Origin of the sequence: Streptomyces sp. So13.3, assembly GCF_005860785.2 — a bacterium.
Lineage (GTDB): Bacteria > Actinomycetota > Actinomycetes > Streptomycetales > Streptomycetaceae > Actinacidiphila > Actinacidiphila fildesensis.
On the sequence record NZ_CP048835.1, the window covers coordinates 1,714,958 to 1,727,310 of the forward strand.

Sequence of the window (12,353 nt, forward strand, 5' to 3'; positions counted from 1 at the left end):
TGACACACAGTCAGATAAATGGAGGTGCTCGACTCATGGCCGTCATTCAGCGGCGGGGCCGCAGAATCATGATGACCCCGCACGAGGTCGACGCCTTCCTCGCGGAGCAGCGCACCTGCCGCGTGGCGACCGTCTCCAAGGACGGCCGTCCGCACGTCGGCGCCCTGTGGTTCGCCTGGGACGGCGAATCGCTGTGGCTCTACTCCATCGTCCGCAGCCAGCGCTGGACCGACCTGCTGCGCGATCCGCGCGTCTCGGTCGTGATCGACGACGGCGTGGAGTACGGGGAACTGCGCGGTATCGAGCTCTCCGGAACCGTCGAGTTCATCGGCGAGGCGCCCCGTACCGGCGAGCCCGTCCCCGAGCTGGACGCCCCCGAGCGGCTGTTCTCGGCCAAGAACTTCGGGCTCGACACCATGCCGCACGACGGCCGCCACGCCTGGCTCCGGCTCACCCCGGAACGGATGGCCTCCTGGGACTTCAGCAAGATTCCGCAGTAGGCAGCCGGGCGGGTCCGGGCGGCAGCGCGGGCGGGTTGGGGCGGCGGCGCGGGCGGGTTGGGGCAGCGGCGCGGGCGGGTTTGGGCGGCGGCGCGGGCGGGTTGGGGCAGCGGCGCGGGCGGGTTTGGGCGGCGGCGCGGGCGGCGTCACTTGCTCCCCCGCCCTCGCCGCCGCCTCGGAGATGTTGCGGGCCATGCCGCCGAAGACCACCGCGTGGAACGGCGCCACGCTCCACCAGTAGAGCTGACCGGCCAGACCGTGTGGATGGAACAGCGCACGCTGGCGGAGGAGCGTGGCGCCCGCGTCGTCCTGGTCGACCGACAGTTCCAGCCAGGCCAGGCCGGGCAGCCGCATCTCGGCGCGCAGCCGCAGCAGACGGCCCGGTTCGATCGCCTCGACCCGCCAGAAGTCCAGCGAGTCCCCGACCCGCAGTCGCGCGGTGTCGCGGCGGCCCCGGCGCAGCCCGACGCCGCCGGCCAGCCGGTCCAGCCAACCCCGTACCGCCCAGGCGAGCGGGAACGAGTACCAGCCGTTCTCGCCGCCGATGCCCTCGATCACCCGCCACAGCGCGTCCGGCGGGGCGTCCACCGTGCGTTCGCGCCGGTCGGTGTACAGACTGCCGCCGGCCCAGTCCGGGTCCGTGGGCAACGGGTCGCTGGGGGCTCCGGGCACCGCGGCGGACGACCAGCGGGTCGGGACGTCGGCGTCCCGCAGCCGTTTGAGGGCCAGGCGCACCGAGTCGTCGAAGCCGGTCCGCCCGATGGGCGGGTCGGGCACGTAGCGCGCCAGGTCGTTCTCCGAACAGACCACTTCGTGCCGCAGTGACTCGGTGAGCGGGCGGGCGATGGAGCGCGGCACGGGGGTGACGAGGCCGATCCAGTGGCTGGACAGGCCCGGCGTCAGGACCGGTACGGGGAGGATCAACCGCCGTGGCAGGCCGGCGACGGCCGCGTACCGCTGCATCATGCCCCGGTAGGTGACGACGTCCGGGCCGCCGATGTCGAAGGTCCGGCTGACATCGGGCGGCAGGGTGGCGGCGCCGACGAGGCAGTGCAGCACGTCGCGGACGGCGATCGGCTGGATGCGGGTCCTGACCCAGCTCGGGGTGACCATCAGCGGCAGTCGTTCGGTGAGATAGCGCAGCATCTCGAAGGAGGCCGAACCGGAGCCGATGATCACCGCGGCCCGGAGGACGGCGGTGGGCACCCCCGAGCCGAGCAGGATGTGCCCGACCTCGGCGCGGGACCGCAGATGCGCGGAGAGCTCCGACTCCGGGACCCCGTTCGGCGTCAGCCCGCCCAGATAGACGATGCGCCGCACTCCGGCGGCGCGGGCCTGCTCGGCGAAGAGCCGGGCGGCCCGGCGGTCGGTCTCCTCGAAGCCACGTCCGGTGCCCAGCGCGTGCACCAGGTAGTACGCGGTGTGCACGCCCTCGAACGCGGAGCGCAGCGAGTCCGCGTCGGTCACATCGCCCCGAACCGTCTCGACCCGATCGGCCCAGGGGTGGTCACGGAGCTTCTCCGGCGTGCGGGCGAGGCAGCGTACGGCGTACCCGGCGTCGAGCAGCTCGGGCACGAGCCGGCCGCCGATGTATCCGGTGGCTCCGGTGACCAGGCAGCGGCGGGTGCTTTCGTCTTCGGGCATACGGGAATGCCTACCCGGCCTTCGTCGGCAATCACAGCAGGTGGGCGGCGGGGTGCTTTCCCGATGGCCTTCACGGCGCCTTTCACGGCGGCTTTCACAGCGGATACGTGACGGCTTCCGCGGCGGCTTCCGCGGACCGGTGCTGAAGGCCGGGTTCGCAGGGTTCGCCGGGCGCGGCGTAACAGCGCTACGTTTGAGGGTAGCGTCGATACCTCTTTGGTGTTAGCGTTGCTGTTGTCGGGTGGCGAAGGACGCCGCCCCAGCCGAATCAGGGAGCACCGCCATGAGCGCGCAGACCACCACCTCCAAGTCTTCGAACCGGGTCGCGATCGTCACCGGCGGCTCCCGCGGCATCGGCCGGCAGAGCGCCGAGCGACTGGCCGCCGACGGATTCGCCGTCGTCGTCAACTACGCCGGGAACCAGGCCGAGGCCGACGCGACGGTGTCGGCCATCACCGCCACCGGAGGGCGGGCGGTCGCCTTCCGCGCCGACGTCGCCGACGAGGTCTCGGTCTCGGCCCTCTTCGACACCGCCGAGAGGACCTTCGGCGGAGTCGACGTCGTCGTGCACGCGGCGGGTGTCATGACGCTGGCACCGCTGGTCGACACGGATCTGGACGCCCTGGACCGTATGCACCGCACGAACATCCGCGGCACCTTCGTCGTCGACCAACAGGCCGCCCGCCGGCTGCGCGGCGGCGGGGCGATCATCAACTTCTCCAGCTCCGTGGTGGGACTGGCCATCCCCGGCTACACCGCCTACGCCGCCACCAAGGGCGCCGTCGAGGCGATGACCCTGATCCTCGCCCGGGAGCTGCGCGGCCGGGACATCACCGTCAACGCGGTGGCCCCCGGACCGACCGCCACCGCGCTGTTCCTGGACGGCAAGGACGAGGAGACCATCGCGCGGATGGCCGCCCAGGCGCCGCTGGAGCGCCTCGGCACCCCGCAGGACATCGCGGAGGTCGTCTCCTTCCTCGCCGGCCCCGCCCGCTGGGTGAACGGCCAGGTCGTCCGCGCCAACGGCGGCATCGTCTGACCGGCGCCCCGGCCTTCCCTTCCGCGTTCCTCCTCCGCCCCTTCCGCCTTTCTCATCCGCTTTTTCGCGCTCGACCGACCGAGGAGTTCTGCCATGGGCAGCACCATCGTCATCACAGGAGCCGGTTCCGGTTTCGGAGCCCTGGCCGCACGGGCGCTGGCCCGCTCGGGCCACACCGTCTACGCCGCCATGCGCAACACCACGGGCCGCAACGCCGGCCGGGTCGCCGAAGCCCGGCAGTACGCAGCCGAGCACCACGTGGCCCTGCGCACCGTCGAACTCGACGTCCTCTCCCAGGAGTCCGCCGACGCGGCCGTCGCCACGATCCTGGCCGAGGCGGGCACTCTGGACGTCGTCATCCACAACGCCGGCCATATGGTCACCGGCCCCACCGAGGCGTTTACCCCCGAAGAGCTCACCGCCGTCTACGACACCAACGTGCTCGGCACCCAGCGGGTCAACCGCGCCGCCCTCCCCCATCTGCGGGCGCAGCGGCACGGCCTCGTCCTGTGGATCGGCTCCACCAGCACCCGCGGCGGCACCCCGCCGTACCTCGCCCCGTACTTCGCCGCCAAGGCCGCCATGGACTCACTCGCCGTCAGCTACGCCGCCGAACTGGCCCGCTTCGACATCGAGACCTCCATCGTCGTCCCCGGCTCCTTCACCTCGGGCACCAACCACTTCGCCACGGGCGGGCACCCGGCCCAGCAGGACATCGTCGACGCCTACGAGGAGCACTACGCCGGCCTCATGGACCAGGTCTCCCGACGACTCGCCGACCTGGCCCCGGCCGATGCCGACGTCTCCCAGGTCGCGGACGCCATCGTCGACGTCGTCAACGCGCCGCACGGCACGCGGCCGTTCCGCGTCCACATAGACCCCGCGGGCGACGGCGCCGAAGAGGTCAGCGAGGTCGCCGACCGCATCCGCGCCGAATTCCTCGCCCGGATCGGCCTCGGCGACCTCCTCCACCCGCACACCGACCCGCACACCGCCGAGTAGCACCCCGGCGCGAGCGCGGAGACCATGAGACCGTCCCCGCTCCGCCCCGACCGGCCCGTATCGGACAAGGAGAACACCATGACCACGACCGAACTGCACCCCGCCGTCCAGCGCGCGGTGGACGCCGCCAACGCCGGTGTCACCGACGATTTCCTCGACAGCTTCACCGCGGACGGCGCGGTCGACGACTGGGGCCGCGTCTTCGCCGGACGCGAGGCCATCCGGGGGTGGAGCGACAAGGAGTTCATCGGGGTGGACGTCAGCCTGGACGTCACAGCGGTGCGCCGGTCGGGCGACACCGAGACCGTCAGCGCGACGGTGGGCGGGAACGGCTTCAACGGTCCCTCCGACTTCGCGTTCACGGTGGCCGGCGACCGGATCTCCCTGATGCGGATCACCGGATGACGACCGGCCTGCCGCGGCGCGGAAAGGCCGCCACCGCACGTAGCACCGCTACGCCATGCTTGATAGCGTTCCCTTTGTGAGTACCCGAGCGCGCATCCTGGAAGTGGCGGCCGACCTGGTCGCGGAGTCTCCGGACGGGGACGTGTCCACGCGAGCGGTGTGCGAGGCCGCGCAGGTGGGCGCCCCGGCGCTCTACCGGTACTTCGGGGACAAGGAAGGGCTGCTGTCGGCCGTCGTCGACCACGGCTTCGACAAGTACCTGGCGACGAAGCGGCGGCACCGCGCCGGTGCCGACCCCATCGAGGATCTGCGCAACGGCTGGGACAGCCATGTGGAGTTCGCCCTGCAGAACCCGAACCTGTACCGGCTGATGAACTCCCCCGCGATGCGCACCACTCCGGCTGCGGCGCTGGAGTCCCATCAGATCCTCACCCGGGACCTGGAGCGGGCGGCGGCACTGGGCAAACTGCGGCTCGCCCCCGAGCTGGCCGCCCAGATAGTGATGTCGGCCAACGTCGGCGTGGCCCTGATGCTCGTCGCCCGGCCCGCGACCTTCACCGATCCGAGCACATCGCATCGCGTCCGTGACGCCGTGCACGCCTCCGTCTTCACCCCGGACGTGTTCGGCACCCGGGCCGCCCCGGACGGCTCCGCCGGCGGCCAGGACGACGCGCGGCTGCAGTCGACCGCGAGCCGGTTGAACGCGCTGTTGCGCCAGTCGCCCGACCAGGCACTCAGCGTCGCCGAGACGGTCCTGCTGACCGAATGGCTGGACCGGCTGTCGAACACTCCCCAGCACCGGTAGTCGCAGAAATCCGCAGGTGTTCTCGCCGCGGTGTCGATCCGGGCCCGGGCCGTTCGTATAGGGAGTGAGAAGCCGGCACGAGGCCGGCGGAACGACCTAGGAGGACACCATGCCGCAGTACCTGCTCAGCGTGATGCAGCCCGAAGGGGAGCCGCCCGCCCCCGAGGTCCTGCAGGAGATCATGCGGAACGTGGACGCTCTGCACGAGGAGCTGAAGGCCGCCGGAGCGTGGGTCTTCTCCGGTGGTCTGCACGCCCCGAGCACCGCCACCGTCGTCCGTCTCCAGGACGGTGAGGTACTCACCACCGATGGCCCGTACCTCGAGGGCAAGGAGTATCTCGGCGGCCTGTCCATCATCGAGGCGCCCGATCTGGACGCCGCGCTGGAATGGGGCCGCAAGAGCGCCCGGGCGACCACCCTCCCGATCGAGGTACGCCCCTTCTACTGGGAAGCCACCGGCTGATGCCTGACCTGCCGGCCGTCCCCTCCCCGGACGTCGAACAGGTCTTCCGTGCGGAATACGGCCGCTCGGTGGCGGTCCTGGTCCGCGTCTTCGGCGACATCGACATCGCCGAGGAGGCGGTCCAGGACGCCTTCACCACGGCGCTGGAACGGTGGCCGTCCGCCGGGCTGCCACCGAGCCCGGCCGGCTGGATCATCACCACCGCACGCAACCGGGCGATCGACCGCCTCCGCCGGGAGGCGTCCCGCCAGGACCGGCACGCCCAGGCCGCTCTGCTGCACGCCCGCGACGAACCGCCCGAGGAGGGCCCCGTGCGCGACGACCGGCTCCGTCTGATCTTCACCTGCTGCCACCCGTCGCTCGCCACCGGAGCGCAGGTCGCCCTGACGCTCCGGCTCCTGGGAGGCCTCAGCACCACCGAGATCGCCCACGCCTTCCTGGTCCCGGAGCCGACCATGGCCCAGCGGCTGGTGCGGGCCAAGGGCAAGATCCGTGACGCCCGGATCCCCTACCGGGTCCCTTACGAGGCGGACCTTCCAGGCCGGCTCCGGGCCGTACTGGCCGTCGTCTACCTCATCTTCAACGAGGGCTACACGGCGAGTTCGGGCGACCGGCTGGTCCGCGAGGACCTGTGCGCGGAAGCTCTGCGGCTCGGACGGCTGCTGGCCGAACTCATGCCGGACGAGCCCGAGGTCATGGGGCTGCTCGCGCTCATGCTGCTCACCGAGTCCCGCTGCCGGGCCCGCTCCGCCCCGGACGGCGGACTGGTCCCGCTGGACGAGCAGGACCGGGCCCTGTGGGACGGCGCCCTTGTGACCGAGGGACAGACCATCGTCCGGCAGTGCCTGCGGCGCGGCCGGCCCGGCCCGTACCAGGTCCAGGCGGCCATCAACGCCGTCCACAGCGACGCTCCGAGCACGGCCGCCACGGACTGGCGGCAGATCCTGCAGCTCTACGACCAGTTGCTGACGCTCACCCCGACCCCCGTCGTGGCTCTCAACCGCGCGGTCGCGGTGGCCGAGGTCGAGGGACCGGAGACCGCGCTCGCCCTCGTCGACGAGCTCGGCCTCGACAGATACCACGTGTTCCACGCCATCCGGGCCGATCTGCTGCGGCGGTTGGGCCGCACCGCCGAGGCGCGGTCGGCGTACGAGGCGGCGATCGCACTCACCGGGAACAAGCCGGAGAACGACTTCCTCACGCGCCGGCAACGGGAACTCGGCCCGGACCGCTGATCAGCGGTCGGGGGTTGGGGGTCGGCGGTCGGTGACGTTCGGTCAGTGGCGTTCAGTCGAGCGCCGTCGGGGCCGGCGGGGCGATCGCGAAGTCCGCCGGGTCCACGCCGCCCTGCTTCGTGTCGTCGTTGGCGAAGACGAACGACTCGATGGAGATGTTCCGTTCGTCGCTGAGCGCCGCCACCAGCTCCTGCATGACGACGGTCTCCAGCACCACGCGGACACTCGGCGGCACGTCGGGCAGCCGCACCACCCCGAGGTCGGCGCCGCCGTCGACCGGCCGGGTGGTGACGAGCAGCGTGAGGTGCCCGGCACCCGAGAGGGAGCGGGCCAGGGCGACCTCACGGCCGTCCCCGAAGACGATGTGCAGGGTCCGGCCCGCGGACTCCATCTCGCCGTGCAGATAGTTCCTGGTGACGGAGGCGGTGGCCGGCATCCGGACGACCTCGCGCAGCAGCAGCGCACCCTCCTCGGCGGCGGCCCGTGACGCACCCGACGCGACGACGTCGGCGGCCACCCGGCGCGCGGCGCGGGCCCGCAGCGGGTCGATCACCTCCGCCGCGTCATGACGAACGGCCGCCGCCAGCGCCGCGATCCCCTGCCAGGGATCGTCCGCGCCGATCCGGCCCGTCATCGCCCCGGCGATCAGGTCCAGGGCGACGACCGCTCCGGTGAATCCGATCGTCGAGGCGTACGAGTCGGGCTCGTTGCCGAGATCGACCGTCATCTCCGCGAGGTCGCCCAGCGGGGACGGCATGACGTTCAGCAGGGCTACGCGCGGCACGTCATTCGCCTCCTTGAAGGCCGCGAGGGTCTCCGAACTGCGGCCGCCCTGCGACACCCCGATCAGCACATCGACGTCGAACCCGGCGGTGCCCCGCTCGATCTCGCTGGAGAGCACCCGCTGGGTGACCACACCCCGGGCACGCAGCAGGTCGACCGCCACACCCAGCGCCGCGTACGAGGCGCCGATCCCCGCGAAGAGCGGGCGCTCGGCGGCACGCAGCCGCTCGAGGCCCGCCCCCTCGAACTGCCCGCGCACATGCGCGACCACCCGCTCCAGCGCGTTCGGCTGGTCGGCCTGCCCCTGGAGGAAGGTAATTCGCGATCCGGACATCCTCGCGGTTCCTTTCGTACGTTCCCACGCCGTAGGAGGAAGGTACGGGAGCCGTCGGCGGCGGACGGCCGAGTCGGGTACGGAAGTTGTCTACGCCCCGCCCGGGTTGGGGTTCCCCCCGCGCAAAGCCTTCGCCTCCTTCTCCGGGTCCAGTCCGAGCGCGGGCCGGTCCGGCCGCTGCGGCGCGGTGCCGCCCAGGGACCGGAGCCAGGTCCAGGTGTCGGCCACCGTCTCCTCGACGGGGCGGCAGCGCAGTCCCGCGGCGAGCGCCTTGGAGACGTCCGCGCGGTGCATGGCGTCGTGGACCTCGCCCGGTGGCAGCCAGACCGGGAGCTCCATCCATGGCTCGATGCCGGCCGCGAGGATCGTCTCCGGATCGGTCCAGCGCAGTTCGGCGTCCGAGCCGGCGACCCGCACACACGCCTCCAGGAGCTCGCCCATCGTGGTGTGCCCCGGCGGGCTCACCAGGTTGTACGGGCCGCCGAGCCCCTTCACGGCGGCGTCCAGCGTCCAGGCCGCCAGGTCCCGCGCGTCGATGTACTGCAGCCCCAGGTCCCGCGGGCCGGGCGCCAGCACAGTTCCGCCGCGGGCGATCCGCCCCAGCCACCACGGCAGCCGTCCGATGTTCTCCCCTGGCCCGAGGATCAGCCCGGCCCTGAGCAGCAGCGCCCGCTCGCCGAAGGCCGCCAGCGCCGCCAGCTCCCCGCCTCGCTTGGCCTGGGCGTACTCCACCTCGCCGTCGTCGGGGGACGCGTCGACGAGCGGCCCGTCCTCGGTGAGGCCGGCGGGCGACGGGAACGCGTACACCGACCGGCTGGACACGTAGGCGTAGGACCCGGCCCGGCCGGCGAGCAGCCGGCCCGCGTCGCGCACCGCCGACGGCGCACCGGACCAGGTGTCGACGACGACGTCCCACTCGCCCCGGTCCAGCGCCGCCAGACCGCCCTCCGCGGTCCTGTCGCCCAGCAGTGTGGCGACCCCCGGCGGCGCCGCATGGCGTCCGCGGTGGAACGCCGTCACCTCCCAGCCCCGTTCCAACGCCTCGTCGGCGACCGCGCGCCCGACGAACTCCGTCCCACCCAGCAGCAGAATCCTCATGCGGATCACCCTGCCCCCGGACCGGCCCGGCGGTAGCCGTTCCATGCTCACAGCGGAATCGCCCACAGCGGAATGCGGCTGTGCGGGCCCGGCCTGCAGCGTCGTAAGGTCGGGGTATGCGACTGAGCACTGTGATCCTTCCCGTGTACCGCTGGACCGAGGGCCGGGAGGTGTGGCGGCGGGCCGAGGACCTCGGCTTCGACACCGCCTACACCTACGACCACCTGTCCTGGCGGACCTTCCGGGACGGGCCGTGGTTCGGCGCGGTACCCACCCTCACCGCGGCCGCGACGGCCACCGAGCGGCTGCGGCTCGGCACGCTCGTCACGTCGCCCAACTTCCGGCACCCCGTGACGCTGGCGAAGGACCTGATCACGCTCGACGACGTCAGCGGAGGACGGATCACGCTGGGCATCGGCGCGGGCGGCTCCGGGTTCGACGCGACCGCGATGGGCCAGGAGGCGTGGACACCGCGCGAGCGCGCGGACCGCTTCGGTGAGTTCGTCCCGCTGCTCGACCGGCTGCTCACCGACGACGTGGTGTCGTACGAGGGCGAGTTCTACTCCGCGCACGAGGTCCGCAACATCCCCGGCTGTGTGCAGCGGCCCCGGATCCCCTTCGCGGTGGCCGCCACCGGGCCGCGCGGACTGAAGCTCGCCGCGCGCCATGGGCAGGCCTGGGTCACCACCGGCGATCCGAAGCTCTTCGAGACCGGCACGCCCGAGCAGTCGCTGGAGGCCGTCCGCGGCCAGATCGCCAAGCTCGGCGCGGCCTGCGACGAGATCGGCCGGAACCCCGCCGAACTGCACAAGACCATGCTCACCGGCTTCACCCCGGACCGCCCGCTGGACTCCTTCGACGCCTTCACCGACTTCGCCGGCCGCCACGCGGAGCTGGGCATCGACGAGATCGTCATCCACTGGCCGATCCCGGACTCCGACTTCGCCGCCGACCCCAAGCTCTTCGAACGCATCGCCACCGAGGGGCTCGTCCAGCTCGCCACACCGTAGCAACACAGGACAATCCGGGCGGAGAGGCCGATGTCGTCGCGTCCGATCCGCCCCAGTACGGCGATTCACGTGCGCACCTGGCGTCTCAGTGCGCACACTTGGTTGTGCGCTCAACGATTGACCCCGGTGCTTCCCCGCACGGTTCCGGCCGTCCGGCAGACGTGCACCCGCACACCGGCCTGGCCGGGGTCATCCATGCCGCGCCCCACCGGCGCACCCAGCCGACCGAGCACGCCGAGCACGGCTAAGCCCCTGGCGAACGAGCGGTACCCGTGGGTCCTCCGGGGAAGGTTCGGGCCCAACAGCGGCCGGACCACCGGCCGCTGTCCCGGAGGTACGTGACACGCGGAGGTTCCCCATGGCCCCGACTGCGGCATACGACAAGATCGCCGACTGGTACGAGCAGGAGTTCCTCGGTGGGCGGCAGGCGGGGACCGGGACCGGCGAACCGGTCGCGGACGTCGATCCGCTGGGCATCCACCGCGCCACACGCGAACTGCTGGGTGCGGGAAGCGGCATCTGCCTGGAGATCGGCTGCGGCACCGGGACCCATGCCGAACGGGTCCGCGCACTGGGCTGGACGCCCGTCGGCGTTGACCTCTCCGCCGGCATGCTGCGGCACGCGCGCGGCCGGCTCCCCATCGCGCGGGCCGACGCCGAGCGGCTGCCGATAGCGGCCGGTTCGGTGCCCGCCGTCATCTCGATGATGGTCCACACCGACATGCCCGGATACCCGGCGGTGCTGCGCGAGGCGGCCCGGGTGCTGCGTCCCGGCGGGGTGCTGGTGCACGTCGGCGTGCACCCCTGCTTCTGCGGCGGCTTCGCCGACCGCGCGGACCCGGACGCGGTGGTGATCGGTCCCGGCTACCGCGACGGGCACTGGACCAAGGCGTCCTGGACGAGCGCGGGAGTGCGCGACAAGGTCGGTGCCACGCACTACCCGCTGCCCGACCTGATGCACGCGTTCCTCGCGGCGGGCCTGGTGCCCGAACAGTTCACGGAGGGCGGCGCACCGACCCCGACCGTCCTGGCCCTCCGCGCCCGCAAGCCCGAGTGACCGCCGGTGACGTGAACGGCGCGCGTCAGACCGTGGACGCGGCGAGTGCGGCGCCCGCTGAGGACTGCAGGGCTTCGACCGCGGCACGGATCGCCGGGCGGCGGTCGGCGTCCTCGCGCCAGACGGCGTAGACGTGGCGGTGCATGGTGTGGCGGACGGGGACGACGCTCACGCCGTCGGGGACCGGGCCGCGGCCGAGGCGGGGGGCGACCGCGACGCCGAGGCCGGCCGCGACCAGGGCGAGCTGGGTGTGGTGTTCCTCGGCGGAGTGCGACAGGCGGGGCTCGATGCCCTTGCCGCGCAGGGTGAACATGAGCCAGTCGTGGCAGAACTCGCCGTCCGGCCAGGAGACCCAGTCGTCGTCCGCGAAGTCCTCCAGCTCGATCTGCGCCCGGCCGGCGAGCGGATGGTCCGACGGCATCGCGACATCGGCGATGTCGTCCAGCAGTGGCGCCTTGGCGAGGCCGGAGGGCAGGGACAGCGGTCTGTTGTACCAGTCCAGGACGACGGCGAGGTCCATGTCGCCACGCACCACCCGGGCCACAGAACCGGCCGGCTCCATCTCCTGCATCCGGGGCCGCAACTGGGGGTGGTCCCGGCGCAGGGCCGCCAGCGCCATCGGCAGCAGCCCGCGGGCGGCGGTCGGGAACGCCCCCAGGACGACCTCACCGACGGCCGCTCCCCGGTGCGCCTCGAGATCGGAGTGCGCCAGTTCGACCAGCGAGAGGATGCGTTCCGCATGTCCGGAGAGCAGCCGGCCGGCGTCGGTGAGGCGGACGCCGCGGCCGTTCTTGGCCAGCATCTGCTGACCGGTCTCGCGCTCCAGCTTGCCCATCTGCTGGGAGACGGCCGAGGTCGTCACATGCAGGACGTCGGCGGCGGCGCTGACCGAGCCGTAGGTGGCGATGGCATGCAGGATCCGGAGGCGCTCCAGGTTCAACATGTAAGGGATTCTACGCGTTCCATCGTACGTAAACT

The 12,353-nt window shown here is 72.3% G+C and carries 12 protein-coding genes and 1 pseudogene; 9 read left to right on the forward strand and 4 right to left on the reverse strand.

What is annotated here, in order from left to right; all coding sequences use genetic code 11:
• The first annotated feature begins 35 nt into the window (after positions 1-35).
• Positions 36-500, forward strand: coding sequence for a pyridoxamine 5'-phosphate oxidase family protein (locus C8250_RS07930; protein ID WP_138359613.1), 465 nt, complete (start codon positions 36-38; stop codon positions 498-500).
• A 162-nt stretch (positions 501-662) separates the two neighbouring features.
• Here the strand turns inward: C8250_RS07930 and C8250_RS07935 are convergent.
• Positions 663-2,144, reverse strand: a pseudogene (locus tag C8250_RS07935) (SDR family oxidoreductase); the annotation flags it as partial.
• 283 nt (positions 2,145-2,427) lie between these two features.
• Between C8250_RS07935 and C8250_RS07940 the strand changes: the two are divergent.
• The 6 genes from C8250_RS07940 (at position 2,428) to C8250_RS07965 (ending at position 7,093) form a co-directional block, all read left to right on the forward strand.
• Positions 2,428-3,183 (forward strand): SDR family oxidoreductase, encoded by a 756-nt coding sequence (locus tag C8250_RS07940; RefSeq protein WP_138357362.1) that lies wholly within the window; start codon positions 2,428-2,430, stop codon positions 3,181-3,183.
• Positions 3,184-3,276: 93 nt separating this feature from the next.
• Entirely contained in the window at positions 3,277-4,185 is a 909-nt protein-coding gene (locus C8250_RS07945) for an SDR family oxidoreductase (protein ID WP_138357363.1), read from the forward strand.
• A gap of 78 nt (positions 4,186-4,263) precedes the next feature.
• Positions 4,264-4,590: a nuclear transport factor 2 family protein gene (locus C8250_RS07950; RefSeq protein WP_138357364.1), complete on the forward strand. Its 327-nt coding sequence runs from the start codon at positions 4,264-4,266 to the stop codon at positions 4,588-4,590.
• A 55-nt stretch (positions 4,591-4,645) separates the two neighbouring features.
• Entirely contained in the window at positions 4,646-5,395 is a 750-nt protein-coding gene (locus tag C8250_RS07955) for a TetR/AcrR family transcriptional regulator (protein WP_187144782.1), read from the forward strand.
• A gap of 109 nt (positions 5,396-5,504) precedes the next feature.
• Complete coding sequence (locus tag C8250_RS07960) at positions 5,505-5,858, forward strand: YciI family protein (protein WP_138357366.1); 354 nt, start codon at positions 5,505-5,507, stop codon at positions 5,856-5,858.
• Positions 5,858-7,093 (forward strand): RNA polymerase sigma factor, encoded by a 1,236-nt coding sequence (locus C8250_RS07965; protein WP_138357367.1) that lies wholly within the window; start codon positions 5,858-5,860, stop codon positions 7,091-7,093. The genes C8250_RS07960 and C8250_RS07965 overlap by 1 nt, the downstream gene beginning before the upstream one ends.
• A gap of 52 nt (positions 7,094-7,145) precedes the next feature.
• Here the strand turns inward: C8250_RS07965 and C8250_RS07970 are convergent, their stop codons facing one another.
• On the reverse strand, positions 7,146-8,210 hold the full coding sequence (locus C8250_RS07970) for a sugar isomerase (RefSeq protein ID WP_138357368.1): 1,065 nt from the start codon (positions 8,208-8,210) through the stop codon (positions 7,146-7,148).
• Between the two features lie 90 nt (positions 8,211-8,300).
• Entirely contained in the window at positions 8,301-9,308 is a 1,008-nt protein-coding gene (locus tag C8250_RS07975) for an NAD-dependent epimerase/dehydratase family protein (protein ID WP_138357369.1), read from the reverse strand.
• Between the two features lie 116 nt (positions 9,309-9,424).
• On the opposite strand from C8250_RS07975, the gene C8250_RS07980 reads away from it, so the two are divergent.
• The gene (locus tag C8250_RS07980; protein ID WP_138357370.1) at positions 9,425-10,318 is read left to right on the forward strand and encodes an LLM class flavin-dependent oxidoreductase; all 894 of its coding nucleotides are present in this window, start codon (positions 9,425-9,427) and stop codon (positions 10,316-10,318) included.
• Between the two features lie 358 nt (positions 10,319-10,676).
• Positions 10,677-11,375, forward strand: coding sequence for a class I SAM-dependent methyltransferase (locus C8250_RS07985; protein WP_138357371.1), 699 nt, complete (start codon positions 10,677-10,679; stop codon positions 11,373-11,375).
• Positions 11,376-11,400: 25 nt separating this feature from the next.
• Here the strand turns inward: C8250_RS07985 and C8250_RS07990 are convergent, their stop codons facing one another.
• Entirely contained in the window at positions 11,401-12,318 is a 918-nt protein-coding gene (locus tag C8250_RS07990; RefSeq protein WP_138357372.1) for a LysR family transcriptional regulator, read from the reverse strand.
• Positions 12,319-12,353 lie beyond the last annotated feature (35 nt).